Source organism: Kocuria oxytropis (genome assembly GCF_040981195.1).
GTDB classification, from domain to species: domain Bacteria; phylum Actinomycetota; class Actinomycetes; order Actinomycetales; family Micrococcaceae; genus Kocuria; species Kocuria oxytropis.
Genome location: NZ_JAVFXA010000008.1, coordinates 18,684 through 35,199 on the forward strand (window position 1 = coordinate 18,684; position 16,516 = coordinate 35,199).

Genomic DNA, 16,516 nt, shown 5'->3' on the forward strand with positions numbered 1-16,516 from the left:
TGGTTTGGGCGCAGGCGGCCCCGGATCGGAGCAAGGGACGCTACTTGGCAGGTGACCCGACGAGTCTGGCTGAGCTGCTGCAGTGATGCAGGGTCGAGCGTGCTCCGTCTGGTGTGCAGGGTGGTGATCCGTGCGGGCAGGTGCTGACGGTTTCTGGCGCCCAGCTCGGTCGAAATGCCTTGGCGCGTTTCTCGATGCCGAGCCTGCCGCGTTCCTCCAGCTGACTGTGCGGGGCGACTCTGACCGATTGCTTGCCCATGACCGCGGGTGTTTCGAAGCCCCGTGCACGTCACGGCCGGATCCGTAGGACGTCGACGAGATGAGGGGTGTCGACCAAGGTGTGAGGGGCGAAGGCGTGGTACGCCCAGACATGGACCCACGCGTTGCCGGTGCGCAGGGTCAGGAAAGTCTTGATCATGCCGGGGCCGAGGTAGGTGAACAGCAGGAAGGTCAAGGACAACGCGGTTGCATGTGGGCTGGTGAACACTGTCCAGGCGTCCCAGATGTGGAGGCCGGCGTAGGTGAGGCCGCCGAGGATCACCGTGGAGGTCGTCGAGCCGGTGAGTTTGAGGTAGCGGGGTACGAGGATGGCATAGATGAAGATCATGGCGGGCAACACCGCGCCGCCGAGGTAGAGGAGGAAGGTGAGGGTTGCGCCGAGCAGGAGTTGACGGGGCGGCAGAGCGAAGGTCTCCGGTTCCAGAGCCAGCAACTGAAGGACGGTTTCCAGCAGAAGGATGACGGCGATGACCAGGAGATCGTTCCGGCGGTCCTCTGAGCACAAGCCCAGGTCCCGGGCGGTGTAGCGGCGGCGGAACCACGCGAGGGGCAGGATCGCGTAGACGAGAAGGTTGTAACCAGACCAGACGAGAACCTCGCCGGTCTCCAGGTGGGCGTGGGTGCCAAAGATTGTGCCTGCCAGGTGCAGACCGAAGGGGTGCCAGCCGAAGGCCTTGGCGAGGAGGTAACCGCCGGTGAGACCCAGGATGCCGTAGCCCAGCAGCAGCAGCGTCTCACGCAGTGCGCGAGCACGCTCCGGGGCCCGGGCGGCGATGTCAGGAGGCTTGCGTCGCCGGGTGAGGAGGTGGACCACGCCCATGAGCACCAAGACTTCAAGGAGCGCCAGGTTGACCTCGAGAAGGTGATCGTTCAGCGACCGGCCTGCCCGCGCCGGCCAGTGGAAAGGAAGCGTGTCCCCGCCGGCGAGAGCAACCCAGCCGTTGGCGAGAGCCCATCCTGCGGCGGCAACCCAGAGACTCCGTCGTCGCAGCTGGGGCCACCGGTGTGCACGCGGCGGAGCCGATGGCCCCGATCGCGTCAGGCCGGGGCGGGGTGCAGAGGCGCTTGACGCTGGCTGGTGGTCGGTCTTCACAGCACTCCCTCAGCTGAAATAGCACGACTGTGCTATCTAAGTTAGCACGGCTGTGCTATGAAAGGTAGATGCCGATCGTGGTGGATCCCGAGGAGCGTCGTAGAGACCTGGCCGAGGCGGTCTGGCGGGTGGTCCGGCGTGACGGGCTCGAGCGCGCCTCGGTCCGGGAGGTCGCCCGGGAGGCGGGGGTGTCGATGGGTTCGCTCCGGCACTACTTCGGTTCGCAGTCCGAGCTGTTGATCTTCGCCATGCGCATGGTGATCGAGCGCATCGAGGAACGAGTGGCCTCGTTGCCGCGCTCGGAAGACCCGCGGCAGGACGCGGAAAGGGTGCTCTCGGAGTTGTTGCCGTTGGATCATCAGCGTCAGATGGAGAACGAGGTGTGGTTGGCGTTCACGGCTCGCTCCCTTGTCGACCCGGCTCTGCGCGCCTTGCGCGACGAGGCCTACGACGCCCTGCGTGCTGCCTGCCGGCGGTGGATCTCCCGTCTTCTTCCGCCCGGGAGGTCGGAGCTGGAGGTGGAGACGGATCGGCTCTTCGCGCTTCTGGACGGTCTGGCGGTCCATGCCGCGATGCGGCCTGTCGAAGCCTCCCCGGAGCGATTGTTGGCCGTCCTCAACTACCACCTGGATGGGGTCACCGCGGCCTGAGTCGACTGACATGCCCAGGGTCCGGCCCACCCCGATGTCGAGCAACACAGCCTTGCTCAGCCTGGTGTAAAGGACTCATGTGCGGTGCGGAAAGTGGCCTTTGCTCTCCACGAGCCGCTCCACGCCGTCGAGGATCATGCGCAGTCCGAAGGCGTAAGCCCGTTCCGCGTCCACTGCTGACTCGTACTCCTGTCCCACTGCATTTCCGATGCGGGAGGCGTTGGGGAAGCGTTCGGGAGTGATGAGAGCGGCCAGCAGAGGGCCACCGATGGTCCACCACTCGCGGTCATCACGCCCGGTGGCTCGCGCGGTCTCGTCAACACTCAACGACAGCCGTGCGGCGGATTTCACATGGTTGAGCACCAGGGTGAGCACCTGGTCGACCTCCACCTCGCTGAGCCCGAGGCCCATGAGGGGGTGCAATTCGGTGTCGTATTTCACCGTGGTGCCCGGCCCCAGGGGAGGTCGGGTGACATCGATGCCCAGAAGCCAGCGATGCTGGGCCAGAAGGTTCCAGTTGTGCTCGGCAACGGCCTCGAGCGACCGTCGCCAGCCCGACTCCAACGGGATGACGTCGGCTGACTCGTAGAGCGTGCCGTGGACGTGGTCGACCATCAGGTCGATCAGTTCGGCCTTGCCGGGAACTTGTGCGTAGAGGGTCATGACTCCCACGCCGAGCCGATCGGCGATCTTTCGCATGGAGAGCTTGTCGATCCCGATCTCGGCGGCCACGGTGATCGCAGCCTCCACGACCGCATCGAGCGTGAGCCCGGATCGCCCCGTCTTCGGGTTCGTCCGCCACAGCAGCGCGATGCTCTGCAACGGATCGCCAGTGCCAGTGTGCTCGGCCACCTCGGTCACCTCCTGTGGTCTTGGGGAATGATTCCCATCCACCGTACGTTACCGTACACTGTACGGAACGTTGTACGAGTGAGGGGTGGTTGGCGTTGTCAGCGATCGAAGCGGAGCACATCAGGAAGACGTACACGTCGAAGAGCGGTGAGGTGGGGTTGCGTGATCTGAGTCTGCATGTCGCGGCGGGGCAGGTGCTGGCGCTGCTGGGGCCCAATGGGGCGGGGAAGACGACGGTGGTGCGGGGGTTGTCCACCCTGCTGGAGTTCGATCGCGGCAGCGTCCGGATCGCCGGCTATGACGTGCGCCGGGACGCGGCCAAGGTGCGCGAGAGAATCGGTCTGATTGGGCAGTACGCGGCGGTGGACGAGCAGCTGACAGGATTCCAGAACCTGCGGTTCTTCGCCCGCCTGCATGGTCTGGGGCCTCGAGCCTCAGCGGACCGTGCAGGGGATCTGCTGGAGCAGTTCGGCCTCAGTGAGGCGCAGCACCGGGCGGTGCGCGGTTACTCCGGCGGGATGCGCCGGCGGCTCGACCTCGCGGCAAGCCTGATTGTCCCGCCACAGGTTCTCTTCGTGGACGAGCCCACCACGGGACTCGATCCTGCGGCGCGCCGGGAGCTGTGGGCGAGTCTGCGTGAGCTCGTCCGCGACGGGACGAGCATTCTCCTGACTACCCAGTATCTGGAAGAGGCCGACGAACTGGCCGATGAAGTCGTGCTCCTCGCCCGTGGGGTCGCCGTGGCACAAGGTTCACCGGAGGACCTCAAGAGCATGGTCGGACCACCCCTCATCCGGCTCCGGTTCTCCAGCAGCGCCGACGCTGCTCTGGCGCTGAGCGCGCTGCGGGGCATCGAGGACGGGGCTGAAATGGACCCCTCTGGCTCGGTGGTGACCGTTCCCGGTGCATCGCATGAGGCGTTGGCCCGCACTCTCGACGCATTGGCCTCGATCGGCGTCACTGCCAGCGAAGTGACCTTGCGCAAACCGTCCTTGGACGACGTGTTCCTGACCCTGACCGAAGACGCCCCTGCTACCGAGGAGTCCGCGTGACCACGATGACCCCCGCCATTTCTGCGCCCAGTCTGCTCACGGCGTCCTGGATCATCGCAGGCCGTACCATCAGCTCCTGGCGTCAGCAGATCGGTGCTGTGACGACCGTCTGGCTCTTCCCGGTCTTCACCACGTTGCTGTTCCTCGGTTTGTTCGGTGGTGCCCTCGAGGTGCCGGTCGGATTAAGCTACATCGACTTCTTGATACCGGGGATGTTCGCCGTCACCATGCTCTTCGGGCTGGAGGTCACCACGCTGTCGGCCGCTGCTGACGCCACCCGCGGCATCAACGACCGGATGCGGTCCTTCCCGATCAACAGCACGGCCATCGTGCTGGGGCGGGCCATCGCCGATCTGCTCAGCTCTTTGATCAGCCTGGCGCTGATGGCCGGCTTCGCCCTGGCCCTCGGTTGGCGACCCGCCCTGGATGCCGCCAACATCGCCCTCGCCGTTGGTCTGCTTCTCGCGCTGCGGTTCGCGCTGCTGTGGATCGGGATCTTCGTCGGCTACGGCGCGACATCGGTGGAGTCGGTGGCTTACGTCCAGATCCTCACCTGGCCCATCGCGTTCCTCTCCAGCGTGTTCGTCAACCCCGCGACCATGCCCGGCTGGCTCGGCACACTGGCCGAGGCGAACCCGATCTCCGCGACTGCGACAACTGTTCGCGAGCTCCTGGGCAGCACATCATGGCCCACCCAGGGCTTCGCCGGTGACCACGCGCTGACCTTGGCGGTGCTGTGGCCACTGCTTCTCACCGCGGTATACCTGCCGCTTGCCGCTCGACGATTCCGCCGCGGAGGCAAATGACCGACCTGATGCACTGATCCATGAAACCGCGAGCAGAGCCAGCGGCTCCGCCCGCACCCACTCGGACGATGGAGACGACCATGCCCGACAACATGCATCATGACAAGACCGCCGCAGACGACCGCAAAGAATTCCAAGCACTGCTCGACGACTGGGCGGCGGCGATCGTAGCCAACGACGCCGACCGTATCGCGAGCTTCGCCGAACCGGACTGGGAACTGGTCACCCCGGAGAGCGGCCCAGTGCCCCTCGACCGGTTCCTCGACGCGGTCCGCAGCGGCAACCTGACCCACTCCGACATGACCTTCGACGTGCTGTCGGTGCGCCGCCACGGTGCACTGACCAGCGTGGTCGCCCACGGCACCAACCACGGACAGTGGAACGGCGCGCCGTTTCGCGCCGATGAGTGGGTGACCGAGATCTTCGTCCGTCGTGACGGCCGCTGGAGCTGCGCTCTGTCAGCGTTGACCCCTAATACCGCCGGCCGAGCAGCTGATGTGTGACCAGCCTCCCGCGGCGGGCGTCGTGGAACCATCGCCGCCCCCACGATGCACCCCGGAGAGCCAGGCCCGGCCCGTCGACACCAGAAGTATCGTCGTGGCATTGATCTCGACACACCAGGCATAGGCCCAACACGGCCTCCACGATGGGGCTATGAAACCGGCCAGCCTCATGCCTCCGCCACGGACAGTGCGGACGGAAGGAACGCACGATCACCAAGGTGGCGGCAGCGCGGTCCATGGGTGACCAGGACGAGGCTCTGGCGTTCTACCGGGACACCCGGGGCCTCGACGTCGTGACGGACACCGACATGGGCTGGGGTACACGACGGATCGAGGCCATGCCCCACAGCGCCCAGAGGTCGATCGCGCTGTCTGCGGCCGTGGCCTTCGACAAGGTCCCGGCGCGGGCGCCTGTCTGGCCTTCCCCGCTGGCGAGCTCGCGGCGACCGTGGCGGAGCTGCGCTCCAGCGGCGCGACGGTATTGGACCCTGTCAGCGAGCCGTGGAAGACGTCTGCGACGGCCCGATGCGACGGGCGGACACCAGCTACAGGTCCACGAACGTCCGAGCCGATGACCGCCGTGGCGCTGCTGCCGAGGAGAACGTGACCGGCGGCCGGGCAGTTGACTCGGCGAAGAACCTTTCTATGGTTCTCGCCGATCACCGTCCACTTCAGGGAGTCAAGATCGGCCACCGGGGAGGCTCAAATCCCGGTGTGCGAGGGTGGCAGCTGAACGCTGCGCCGCAACGGGACCGGCTACCGGCACTCATCACCGGAGGCCCCGGCATCGAGCCGGAGCAGCGCCCGTACGTTCTCACCGTCGCCAGCTGGCATGAGGGTGAAGCCCAGACGGCGTAGCACGGCCAGGGCACCCGCGTTGGAGACGGTGGTGTCCGCCTGCACCTCAGATGCCCCTAGGGAAACGGCTTGACGCAGAGCCGCGGCCAAGGCCGTTCGCCCAATGCCACGACCCCGGACGCCACGAGTCACCCAAATGCCCATTTCCAAGACACCATGCTCATCAGTGTGCTTGAGACGCACGGAACCTACGACCAACTCGTCGGCAACCACAGCCCAGGTGGCCTCTCCGGCCGGCCCACCGAGCCCGGCGCGACGGACACGGTGGAAGTCACACAGCCACGCGACTCGCTCCGATGTCCATGCTCGGCCGGCGGTCAGAGGCGGCGTCACCTCATCCGCCTCAGTATCAGTGGTCGCGGCACGGACCAGCTGCGCCAGTACGGTGTCATCCACGGCGACCAGCACAACAGAGGAGGCTTCTTCCCCAGTCACGACAATAATTCTACGCAACGCACCTCGATGCCGTGCCCGATCCGAGAGCTGCGTCCTACTGCACGACCCTTGACTAGAACGTCCGCGAAGAGAAGTGCCCACGGTCTGCATGAGGCGCGAGACGCGGTTCCTGCCGACTGGCGGGCGGATATTGGTGGAACGGCAAGCTCAGCGCCGCCGTCCGTAGGCTTTGGTGGTCTGGACGACGACGATCAGCAGCACGAGCAGCAGCCCGGCGCTGGCGGCCGGAACCACGTCGATGGGCATGGTGTAGGCCATGGCGACCCGCGCGGCGGCACCGATCAGGAAGGCAGTCCCCCAACCGGCGGTCATCGCCTGGAAGAGCCGGCGGAACACCGCGTTGTGCTCCCAGTCGTGCTTCCAGCGGGCGGCGGCTTCATCGGGCATCAGCGCTACGGTGGCCTCGAACAGTACGGGTTTGCCGCCGGCGAGGCTGGCCAGCAGCCAGATGCCGAGCAGGGCGGTGAGCCAGCTGCCCAGGGCCATCAGCAGTCGGGCGTCTGCGGTGATCAGTCCGACGGCGGTGTTGAGCACGAGTACGGACAGGGTGAAGGCCCCGAGCCGGTCCAGCCGGCGGACGTGCACCGCGGTGATCAGCACGCGGGCCAGCGGGGCCAGCCCGCCGAGCACCAGCGCCACCCAGGGCTCCGTGCCGGCCAGGCGCAACCCGTAGTACAGGGCAAAGGGAAGGACCAGGCCGACGCCCAGCAGTCCGACCAGCGGATGACGCCAGCACCTCGGCCGGTTCCCGTCCGGTGGGGTGGTGCGCCCCGACCACGGGGTGGGCGGTGTCGGATCCTCGGTTGGCGGTGACCCGGTGGGCGGATTGCTCAACGCTGCGACAGGGTCAGGGACACTCATGGTGGTCTCCTCGTGGAGTTTTCCGGGTGGCGAGCTGGGCCAGGGTGATGAGTTCACGGGTGTAGGCGCCCAGGTCGAAACCCGGGTCGGTGACCAGCCGCCCGGAGGCGGTGTCGATCGCCCCGCGGATCACCAGCGCCACGCTGCGGGCGTCGAAGTCCCGGAAGTCCCCGGTGGCCTGGCCGGCGCGCAGCAGCTGCGTCAGGTGCTCGAGCACCGGGTCGGCGCCGTCAGGGGCGAAGCGCAGGGTGCCGTCGGGTCGCCTGGCGTTGGCGGCGATCTCGACCACCGCACGAATGTCGGAGGGGTGCTCGCGCAGGAAGCCGAGGTTGGCCTCGAGGTACCCGTGCAGCTGCGCGGCTGGGCCGTTCTCGCTCGCCAGGCGGGTGCTGATGGCCGCCCCGGCGCGGGCGTAGACGTCGGCCACCACGTGTCCGAGCAGCTCGTCCTTGCCGGCGAAGTAGTAGGACACCACGCCCTTGCTCACCCCGGCCCGGCGGGCGATCTCGGCCAGCGAGGCCCGCCCGTACCCGGACTCGGCAATCGCTTCGATCGCGCACGCCAGGATCTGGGCCCGACGAGCCGTCTCCGTGAAGGTCGGAGAGCCACCGGACACCTGATTTGATCGCATGGTCAAATCATAGATCGATTGGTCAGTCTGGGGAAGGGGGCGGGTGCGGGCGGAGCACGGTGAACGCGGTGGGGCGTCGTGCTCGTGGGGGGCGATGAGCTAGTCGGACTGGATGACCAGCAGCATCGTGCCTTCGGGGTCACGGACGTAGGCGATGGTCTCGCCCCACTCCATGGCCTGGGCGCCGACCGGTATCGACGCACCGGCCCGGTGGGCGGCCTCCAGCACACCGGGGAGGTCACCGACATAGACGCACAGGTCCACCCGGTGGCCAGTTGCCGGCAGCGGTGTGTGGCCGTACAGGGCCGGGGTGGTGCCAGTACCTAGGCCCAGCTGACCGGTCCCGATCCGGAGGACGAGGTAGGACGGTTCTCCGGTCTCGGGGAATTGGTAGGTCGGGACGGCGCCGAACACTCGCTCGTAGAAGCCCTGGGTACCTGGAAGGTCCTGGCAGTTGATGATGGGAAACAGCTCGTGCCCGTTCATGACCCGACAGTAGCCACAGTCCGTCTCCGGGCGCACGCACCCGTTCGGGTCGGTCTGGGACAGCGGTTCACCTGCAGGGCAACAACTCCCTGGGGGACCGGGCACCCCACAACTGTGCTCTCTGTGAGTGGGTATCTGTCGCTGGTCTTGGCGGCTGGTGGCGGATGTGCTCTAGAAAGTGCTCGCAGATTTCCTCTGGCAGGCATGGACATCAGCTGGCCCGCGGTATTGAACTGGAGTCCGTCAGACATCCCCGTCGATGTTGCGGGGATCAGTCCAAGATCTGGAACTTGAGTCGCTTTTGGCCCTTGCCGGAGGAGGAGTATTTGACGACGCCGACGCCTCTCACCTCGGACAGGTCTGCGACATGGGTTCCACCGTCGATCTCTCGGTCGACACCCACGATCTCCACCACCCGGTAGGTTCCCTGGGCCGACACCGGTGCCCTGTTCGAGACGAGCTTCACCAGCGAGGGGTCATGGTCGATCGTTTCCTGTGGAACTTCGGAGACGCGGACCGGGGCGCCGTGGGCGATGAGGTCGTTGGCGAGCTCGACGCAGCGGAACACTTTCTCTCGGTCCAGTCCAGGGCCGAAATCGATGCGACCGGTCCCGTTGCGCATGTCGCCGCCGGCGACTTTGACACCGAACTCCTCCCAAGCGATCCCTACCAAGCAGTGGAACGCCGTGTGTGTCCTCATGTTCACGTAGCGCGGCTTCCACTCCAGCGCCGCTTCCACTGACCCGTGTACGGCTGGTACGGCCTGGTCCAGTTCCACGGTGACGATGTCATCGTTCTTCTGCACCGACTTCACCTGGTACTGCGCTGAGCCCCAGCGGATGGTTCCAGTATCCGGGTCTTGACCACCACCGCCGGGGTAGAAAGCGCTCCGGGCCAACCCCACCTGGTGGGAGCCGATCTTCCACACCTCGGTTTCCCAGCTCCTGATGTAGGAGTCCTCGAGCTCGAGTCGTTGCGTGTGCACTAGCGGTTCTCCTCCTCTAGCCATCCGATGACCTGGTGCAGGGCCGCGGTCCAGTGCTCCTCGATCAGTGCGCACGCCTGATCCCTGCGCCCTGCTTCCAGGGCAGTAACGACTTCCGAGTGCTCGTCGAGGGTGCCGCCACGCCACTAATCCCTTTCCATGTACAGCACGATGTATCTGGAGAGACAGTTCGCACGTGGTCGGACAGGTACATCCGCTAGGCGTTGTGGGCGGCCGCAACGATGATCGTATGGAACGCCCGATCCCACCCCCACCACTCGGTGACACTGCTTCCAGCTGCCGAGGCCCGTTCCAGCACCTTTCGCCCGGACTGGGCCCAGGGGGCGTCGAAGACGCCGTTCTTCACGGCCATCTGCTCGATCTCCCAGATGCATTGGTAGAAATCTGTGGCATCTGCTGCCGAGATCGCCCGAACACGGAACCCTCGGCCCTCCGTCGGCTCTAGTAGGCCGGCATCGCTGAGTTTTAGCAACGCCTCCCGTGCAGAGGTCCGGGAGACACCGAGCTAGGTCGATGCTGAGGACGGTCTCACGTCCAGGGCATTTACGGCCAAGGAGGTCCAGTTGCGTGAAGTGCTTCGAACGCGAGATCTCCTGAACCAGGGGGAACTCGTGTACGAATTCGCCTTTCGAGATCGACCGCTTTCCAGGAGCCGTGGTGAGCATCATTGTTCCCCGGTCAGCACACCAGGACTACGTTTGGCAGCACTGGCGGTGACAAGGTTGTGGCGGTGGAGTCGGAGACATGCGATGAAGGCCGCGACGGCGGCGATGGTGTTGAAGACCATCCTGGAGCGGGCGTGCCAGGTCGTGAACTCGGAGGCGACCTGGCGCAGATACTCGGCGGAGTGCACCGCTGATCCTTCGATGAACATGATGTCGTTGCGTGGCCAGAAGTACAGCATCGAGACCACTCCCTCCAGCACGAACATGGCCAGGCTCAGTAGCACCCACCAGCGGACTGTGGGCAGCCGCCAGGTGAGCACCAGGGTGGCCGCGCCGAGGACCCAGACGGTGAAGCCGAGGGGCGGGAAGAAGTCGGATGGACCGGTCACGGCGAGGAACTCCATCGTCAGCTCCAGTGACGCTGGTGGGTCGGCGAAGATGTTGGGGTAGAGCATGAATGTCTCCAGCACGATGGCACCGAACAGGGTCATCGTCATCCACAGGTAGGCGATGAGGACGGGAAGGGCTAGGCGGCGCAGGGTGGGCACGGGGTGTTCCTCTCTCGAGCGTTGAACGGTGGGTGAGGGGCAGGGCTGGGTCTCAGTGGTGGTGGCCCGGGGCTGCCGATGCGGACGGCGGAGGGCCGTCGGGGCTGACGACGACGAATTGGCCCATCAGGCCCTCGTCCTCGTGGCGCAGCAGATGGCAGTGGTACATGTATGGGGTCCTTGGATCGGCGTACTCGCCGAAGCGCATGATCAGCCGGTAGGTGCGGCCAGGTTCGAGGTAGATGGTGTCCTTGCGTCCGCCCAGCTCCGGTGGCGGTGGGGCGCCGTCGATGCTCAGCACCTGGAACTGGACGTCGTGGATGTGGAAGTTGTGCGGCAGGCGGTCGATGCTGTGCACCTGCCAGATTTCGGTGGCCCCGGCGGTGACGATCTCGTCGATCCGGTCCATGTCCATCCGAGCCCCGTTGATAAGGCGCGAAGCCAGGGCGAACTCACGTACCACGGTGGCATCCGCCTCCCGCAGCCGGTCGAGATCGGCCAAAGCCGCGGGAACAGGGGGTGAGGAGCGCAGGGTCGGAGCGGCCCGCAGCTGCAGGACGTCGAAGGTGTCGGTGCCGCCGAAGGCGGTCGATGAGGCCACGTTGCCTAGGTCGGGCGGGAAGGAGCGCAGCACGAGGTGTTCACCGGCGACCAGGGCGACGACGATCTCGGCTCGCTCCGCGGGGGAGAGCCGCACGCGAGTGGTCTCGTATGGCTTGGCCAGCAGCCCGCCGTCGGTGCCGACGAGGTGGAACGGCCGGTCGTCGGCGAGGCCGAAGTCGTAGGTGCGGGCGGTGGAGCCGTTGAGCAGGCGCAGCCGGATGCGTTCGGTAGTGATGTCTTGGTAGGCGCCGATGGTGCCGTTGGCCATCACGGTGAATCCGAGCAACCCTGGCTCGGCCCGGTTGTTGTCCAGGGTCAGTTGCCCGTCGTCGTCGAACTGCTTGTCCTGAACGATGACCGGGAGGTCGTCCACCCCGTACGCGGAAGGCAGATCAGGGGCATCGGCGGGATCGTCGATGAGGAACAGCCCGGCCAGACCGCGGTAGACGTGCTCCTCGGTGTGCCCGTGCGGGTGCGGATGGTACCACAGGGTCGCCGCCGGCTGGTCGATCCGCCAGGTGGGACGCCAGGTCCGCCCCGGGGCGATCTCCTGGTGCGGACCGCCGTCCATCGCGGCGGGCAGGCGCATGCCGTGCCAGTGCACTGTGGTGGGCTCGTCGAGGGCGTTGGTCACCGCCACGGCGACCTGCTCGCCACGTTCGGCCCGCAGGGTGGGACCGAGGAAGGCTCCGTTGAAGCCCCAGGTGGCGCTCTGCACCCCGGGGCGGAACGCCGTGGTGCCCTTCTGGGCCGTCAGTTCGAAGACCCGGGTACCGTCGGGGCCGACGTGGGAGGGGGCCAGGGGCGGGATCGCCAGCGCAGTGTCAAAGACCGTCGGCGGGGCGGGAGTGCCCGTGGACGGGGCGCCTGTGCAGCCGGTGAGGAGCAGGAGTGCCCCCGCGCCGGTCAGCAGGTGCCGGCGGGTGCACGAGGGGCCGGTGGTGTGGGTCATCGCGGGGCTCCTCGCAGGTGCTGGAGGGCCAGGGCGATCAGGCCCGCGACTAGGCCCCACACGGTGGGGACCAGCAGTACGGGCACGATCGCGAAGGGGAAGGCCAGCGGTCCCTGCAGCGTGCCGGTGATCAGGGGGGAGAACACCGCGCTGAGGACGATGGTGTAGATGCCGGCGGTGAGACCGGCCAGTGTCAGCGTGACCACGGGGCGGGGAATCCGGCCCCACCCCACGACCGCGACCCAGGCCACGGTGACCAGCACGGCGAGCATGGCCGCAGCCGTCGAGGCACCCATCAGCGCCGACAGACCCAAGTGCCGGGCCAGCCCCTGCACCAGCGGAAGAGCCCCCAGGCCCAGCACCAGCAACCAGTTCACGGCGGGGCGGGTGCTCGCAGAAGGTTCAGATCGGTTTGTCATGGCCCCGACGCTACGGAGCAGCGTCTTAGCGGACATCGGGCGGAAAGCGCCTCCTGTATCGCTGGGGACCGGTGGTCCCGGTCGCCCGGAGGCGACCCGGCCCGTCGCTTCGGGACCTACGACGGTCGCGGGCGGTCTGGCTACCCTGGACCCATGCCCAGCACCGTGGCGGCCCGCCCCTCGTACCGGCCGGCCGAGGAGGTCGACCCCCGTCTGGTCGACGCCGTGCTCGCGGCCGCGATGGCCGTGGTCGTGGCCGTGGTCGCCGCCGCGGACCTGGAGGGCACCGGCCGCGCCGGTGCCCTCGCCTACCTCTTCGCGGCCGGCTTCGGGGCCCTGCTGCTGGCCCGGCGGCACGCGCCCCGGCTGGTGCTGGTGCTGACCGTGCTCGGCATCTTCGTCTACTACATGTTCCAGCTGCCGCCCATCGGCATCGCCCTGCCGGCGGTGGCGGCCCTGTTCTCGGCCGCCGAGGCCGACCGCACCCGGACGGCGGTCGCCGCCGGGCTGGTCCTGGTGTCCGTGGCGGCTTATTTCCGCGTGGAGGAGGGCCTGCCGGCCTCCTATCTGGTCAGCTACGACCTGCTCACCGACGTCGCCCTGGTCGCAGCGGCCATTGCGCTCGGGGTGAGCGTGCGCTCCCGCCGGGAGCTCCGCGCCCATGAGGAGCGGCTGCGGGCGCTGGCCGCCGCTGAGGAGCGCCACGAGGCCGAGCGCCGGCTGCAGGCCGAGAAGGCCGGGATCGCCCGGGACCTGCACGACACCATCGGACACACGATGTCGGTGATCGCTGTGCACAGCAACGTGGCCGCCGAGGCCGTGGGGCGCGACGACGCGGCCGTGGCCAGGGCGCTCGAGCAGATCCGCGCGGCCGCCTCCGCCACCCTGCGGGAGCTGCGGACCACCGTGAAGCTGCTGCGCACTCCCGGCGCCGCCCCGGCGGAGCGAACCAGCATCGGTCTTGCCGGGATCCACCAGCTGCTCGCCGCGACCGAGGACGCCGGCGTTCAGGTCATCGCGCAGATCGACGTTGACCCGCACGAGCTGGACACCACCATCGAGGCGGCCGCCTACCGGATCCTCCAGGAGTCCCTCACCAACGTCCTGCGCCACTCCGGGGCCCGGCACGCCTGGGTGGAGGCCCGGCTGCGGAACGGGGCGCTGGAGCTGCGGATCGCCGACGACGGGCGCGGTGCGCCCCCGGCCACCGGCCCCGATCGCGCCGGCGGTGGGAAGGGCCTGCAGGGAATGGCCGAGCGCGCCCGCCTGCTGGGCGGCACGCTCACCGCCGGCCATCGGAACAGCGGCGACCAGGACGGCGGGGGCTTCGAGGTCCGCGCGAGGCTGCCGAGGAGGCTGGGGCCGTGATCAGCGTCGTCGTCGTCGACGACCAGGAGCTGGTGCGCACCGGGCTGCGAGCCCTGGCCGAGCGCGACGGGGACATCGCCGTGGTCGGGGAGGCCGCCACCGGCCGCACCGGACTGGCCCGGGTGCGCGAGCTGCACCCGGACGTGGTGCTCATGGACATCCGCATGCCCGAGATGGACGGTCTGGAGGCCACCCGCCGGATTCTGGCGGACCCGGGTCTGCGCGAGGTCCGGGTGCTGGTGCTGACGACCTTCGACGAGGACGAGCACGTCTTCGAGGCCATCCGCGCCGGAGCGGCCGGGTATCTGCTCAAGGACGTCTCCCCCGACGACCTGCGCCGGGCGATCCGCGTGGTGGCCGCCGGGGAGGCCCTGCTCTCGCCCTCGGTGACCCGCACCGTGCTCGGCTCCATCGCGGCCAGGCCGCAGACCGTGCTGGACGATGCCCCGCTGCGCGCCCTGAGTCCCCGGGAGCGGGAGGTCCTCGAACAAGTGGGCCGGGGATTGTCCAACGACGAGATCGCCCAGGCCCTGTTCCTTTCCCCCGCCACCGCGCGCACCTACGTGTCCCGGCTGCTGGCCAAACTCGGCGCCCGTGACCGGTCGCAGCTGGTGGTGCTCGCCTACGAGACCGGGCTGATCACCCCGGGGACCTGAGCACGTCCGCGCCGAGAGTCCATCAGCGCCAAGCGCCGCGTGCTGCTGCCTCGTGGGCGTAGGTTCGGAAGTCCCGGGGCCGGCGGCCGGTGACGCGTTCGACCAGGTCGTCGACGTGTGCGTCACCGGCCGCCCGAAGGGCGGCGAAGGCGGCGGCCTCGGCGAGGACTTGGTCGCGGTCAGCCCCGCATTCGGTCATGACGCGGACGTAGTCCTCGGCTGCGCCGAGGTAGCGGAGCGGCCGGCCGGTGTTCTCCGCGATGATGTCGACCGCCTCGGCAAAGCTCAATGCCTCCGGGCCGCTCAGTTCGTAGGTCCGTCCCTCGTGGCCCGGCTCCGTCAGAGCGGTCACGGCGACGGCAGCGATGTCCTCGGCATCATTGAAGGCCTGACGGACGTCGCCGAGCGGCATCACGACCTCCCCGGCCAGCACGGCATCGCGCAGGAAACCCTCGTCGAAGTTCTGGTTGAACCAGTCAGCCCGAACAATGCTCCAGACCGTCCCGCAATCGCGCACGGCCCGCTCGGCGGCGAGCAACCGTAGGTCCCCCATGGCCTCGATGGCCTTGCTCGAGAGCAGGACCATTCTGTCGACACCGTGCGTCGTGGCGAGGTGGAGAAAGCGGGGGTCGACCGCCACGCCGTCGGGTGCCATGACGAAGGCATGCGTGGCACCGTCCACCGCCTTCTCCCAGGTGCTCGGGTCGGTCCAGTCGAAGCGCACAGCACCCCTGTCCGCCGGAGCGCGGGAAGCAACGGTCACGGTGGCGCCCCGCTCGCGCAGCTGCCGTGCTACCCGGCGTCCGACGGTTCCTGTTGCACCGAGCACCAGCACGTTCGTCATGATGTTCCCTCCCGAGACCCGTGACCATGAAGGGTCGATGGAAGAAGCCACGCCATGGCAGCGAGACTGTTGGCGGTGTAGTCGTCCTGGCCGGTGACGAGGCCATAGGTGAGGTCCTCCAGGACACCGCACCTGGCATGGAAGACGGCACGGGCGAGCAGCTCTAGGTCCGTTCCGGCCCTAGCCGCACGGTACGCCGACAGTGTTGCCCGCAGCCCGCGGGGCCCGAGGTCACGGTGGACCATTCCCAGATCGCGGGCGGGGTCGGCCAGAGCGGCGTCGCTCCAGTCGATGATGCCGGAGATCGCCCACGATCGCGGATCCACGAGGATGTGCTCGATGCCCAGGTCGTTGTGGCACACGGTCAAGCGTTGCGCGGCAGGCGGTGGGTCCGCCCGCAGGAAGGACGCGATGGCGTGACGGTGCTCGGCGCCGATGTGCGCGGCGCAACGAGAATAGTTGTCAGCGGCCTCCTCGAGCCACTCGACCGGCGGTGTGGTGTCCTCGGGGAACAGCTCAGCGTCGTGCGGCGACAGGTTGTGGACGACGGCGAGGAAGGAGCCGAGGCTGCTGCCGAGTGCGGCGGCGTGGGCCGCACGTGCACCGGCGGGCACATGCAACAGTGGCTGCCCCGGCAGCTTCAGGTAGGTGGACAAGCCGTGGACGGGATCCACGATGTTCGGCACGGGTACCGGCAGCGGGGAGATCTCACCGACCCGGTGCAGCAGCCGGGCCTCCACAGTGACCTCGCGGGCCCGCTCGGCAGGGTCCGTTTGCCTACTCAGACGCACGACGAACTCGCCGTCGACCTCGTAAGTGACGTGGTCGAGACCGGATCCCAGCGGCCGCAGCGAGGAGATCTGACAGCCGTGCTCGGCCAGCAGCCGGCCGACGATGGCCAGCTCCGTGTTGGCGATCATCGGGGTTC

19 protein-coding genes are annotated in these 16,516 nt (G+C 67.8%); 7 read left to right on the forward strand and 12 right to left on the reverse strand.

Going from position 1 to position 16,516, the window contains the following annotated elements:
• Positions 1-289: 289 nt before the first annotated feature.
• Entirely contained in the window at positions 290-1,099 is an 810-nt protein-coding gene (locus QYM41_RS09700) for a hypothetical protein (RefSeq protein WP_368799526.1), read from the reverse strand.
• 341 nt (positions 1,100-1,440) lie between these two features.
• Here QYM41_RS09700 and QYM41_RS09705 point away from each other — a divergent pair, with 341 nt between their 5' ends.
• Positions 1,441-2,022: a TetR/AcrR family transcriptional regulator gene (locus QYM41_RS09705; RefSeq protein ID WP_368799527.1), complete on the forward strand. Its 582-nt coding sequence runs from the start codon at positions 1,441-1,443 to the stop codon at positions 2,020-2,022.
• 75 nt (positions 2,023-2,097) lie between these two features.
• On the opposite strand, the gene QYM41_RS09710 is transcribed toward QYM41_RS09705, so the two are convergent.
• The gene (locus QYM41_RS09710) at positions 2,098-2,874 is read right to left on the reverse strand and encodes a TetR/AcrR family transcriptional regulator (RefSeq protein WP_158279254.1); all 777 of its coding nucleotides are present in this window, start codon (positions 2,872-2,874) and stop codon (positions 2,098-2,100) included.
• A 95-nt stretch (positions 2,875-2,969) separates the two neighbouring features.
• Here QYM41_RS09710 and QYM41_RS09715 point away from each other — a divergent pair, with 95 nt between their 5' ends.
• The 4 genes from QYM41_RS09715 (at position 2,970) to QYM41_RS09730 (ending at position 5,810) form a co-directional block, all read left to right on the forward strand.
• The gene (locus QYM41_RS09715; RefSeq protein WP_368799528.1) at positions 2,970-3,926 is read left to right on the forward strand and encodes an ABC transporter ATP-binding protein; all 957 of its coding nucleotides are present in this window, start codon (positions 2,970-2,972) and stop codon (positions 3,924-3,926) included.
• 5 nt (positions 3,927-3,931) lie between these two features.
• Complete coding sequence (locus QYM41_RS09720) at positions 3,932-4,732, forward strand: ABC transporter permease (RefSeq protein ID WP_368799659.1); 801 nt, start codon at positions 3,932-3,934, stop codon at positions 4,730-4,732.
• An 80-nt stretch (positions 4,733-4,812) separates the two neighbouring features.
• Positions 4,813-5,235 (forward strand): nuclear transport factor 2 family protein, encoded by a 423-nt coding sequence (locus QYM41_RS09725; RefSeq protein WP_368799529.1) that lies wholly within the window; start codon positions 4,813-4,815, stop codon positions 5,233-5,235.
• Positions 5,236-5,471: 236 nt separating this feature from the next.
• Positions 5,472-5,810 carry a VOC family protein gene (locus QYM41_RS09730; RefSeq protein WP_368799530.1) on the forward strand — a complete coding sequence of 113 codons (339 nt, stop codon included), beginning with the start codon at positions 5,472-5,474 and terminating at the stop codon, positions 5,808-5,810.
• 181 nt (positions 5,811-5,991) lie between these two features.
• Here the strand turns inward: QYM41_RS09730 and QYM41_RS09735 are convergent, their stop codons facing one another.
• The 8 genes from QYM41_RS09735 to QYM41_RS09770 all read right to left on the reverse strand — a co-directional run bounded on the left by QYM41_RS09735 (position 5,992) and on the right by QYM41_RS09770 (position 12,720).
• Positions 5,992-6,639: a GNAT family N-acetyltransferase gene (locus QYM41_RS09735; RefSeq protein WP_368799532.1), complete on the reverse strand. Its 648-nt coding sequence runs from the start codon at positions 6,637-6,639 to the stop codon at positions 5,992-5,994.
• 57 nt (positions 6,640-6,696) lie between these two features.
• Positions 6,697-7,410: a VC0807 family protein gene (locus QYM41_RS09740; RefSeq protein WP_368799534.1), complete on the reverse strand. Its 714-nt coding sequence runs from the start codon at positions 7,408-7,410 to the stop codon at positions 6,697-6,699.
• On the reverse strand, positions 7,397-8,041 hold the full coding sequence (locus QYM41_RS09745) for a TetR/AcrR family transcriptional regulator (RefSeq protein ID WP_368799535.1): 645 nt from the start codon (positions 8,039-8,041) through the stop codon (positions 7,397-7,399). Before QYM41_RS09745 ends, QYM41_RS09740 begins: the two co-directional genes overlap by 14 nt.
• Before the next feature lie 99 nt (positions 8,042-8,140).
• The gene (locus tag QYM41_RS09750; protein WP_368799537.1) at positions 8,141-8,527 is read right to left on the reverse strand and encodes a VOC family protein; all 387 of its coding nucleotides are present in this window, start codon (positions 8,525-8,527) and stop codon (positions 8,141-8,143) included.
• 271 nt (positions 8,528-8,798) lie between these two features.
• Positions 8,799-9,512: an alanyl-tRNA editing protein gene (locus QYM41_RS09755; protein ID WP_368799538.1), complete on the reverse strand. Its 714-nt coding sequence runs from the start codon at positions 9,510-9,512 to the stop codon at positions 8,799-8,801.
• 685 nt (positions 9,513-10,197) lie between these two features.
• Positions 10,198-10,689 (reverse strand): hypothetical protein, encoded by a 492-nt coding sequence (locus QYM41_RS09760; RefSeq protein WP_368799539.1) that lies wholly within the window; start codon positions 10,687-10,689, stop codon positions 10,198-10,200.
• 109 nt (positions 10,690-10,798) lie between these two features.
• Positions 10,799-12,301: a multicopper oxidase family protein gene (locus QYM41_RS09765; protein ID WP_368799540.1), complete on the reverse strand. Its 1,503-nt coding sequence runs from the start codon at positions 12,299-12,301 to the stop codon at positions 10,799-10,801.
• On the reverse strand, positions 12,298-12,720 hold the full coding sequence (locus QYM41_RS09770) for a hypothetical protein (RefSeq protein WP_176337205.1): 423 nt from the start codon (positions 12,718-12,720) through the stop codon (positions 12,298-12,300). Before QYM41_RS09770 ends, QYM41_RS09765 begins: the two co-directional genes overlap by 4 nt.
• 153 nt (positions 12,721-12,873) lie before the next feature.
• On the opposite strand from QYM41_RS09770, the gene QYM41_RS09775 reads away from it, so the two are divergent.
• Together QYM41_RS09775 and QYM41_RS09780 are read left to right on the forward strand one after the other, a co-directional pair.
• Positions 12,874-14,088: a sensor histidine kinase gene (locus QYM41_RS09775; protein ID WP_368799541.1), complete on the forward strand. Its 1,215-nt coding sequence runs from the start codon at positions 12,874-12,876 to the stop codon at positions 14,086-14,088.
• A complete protein-coding gene (locus tag QYM41_RS09780) occupies positions 14,085-14,744 on the forward strand; it encodes a response regulator (protein ID WP_368799542.1) in 660 nt (219 codons plus the stop codon). The genes QYM41_RS09775 and QYM41_RS09780 overlap by 4 nt, the downstream gene beginning before the upstream one ends.
• 22 nt (positions 14,745-14,766) lie before the next feature.
• Here the strand turns inward: QYM41_RS09780 and QYM41_RS09785 are convergent, their stop codons facing one another.
• Both QYM41_RS09785 and QYM41_RS09790 read right to left on the reverse strand, forming a co-directional pair.
• Complete coding sequence (locus QYM41_RS09785; protein WP_368799543.1) at positions 14,767-15,588, reverse strand: NmrA family NAD(P)-binding protein; 822 nt, start codon at positions 15,586-15,588, stop codon at positions 14,767-14,769.
• Complete coding sequence (locus QYM41_RS09790; protein WP_368799545.1) at positions 15,585-16,508, reverse strand: phosphotransferase family protein; 924 nt, start codon at positions 16,506-16,508, stop codon at positions 15,585-15,587. Before QYM41_RS09790 ends, QYM41_RS09785 begins: the two co-directional genes overlap by 4 nt.
• Positions 16,509-16,516 lie beyond the last annotated feature (8 nt).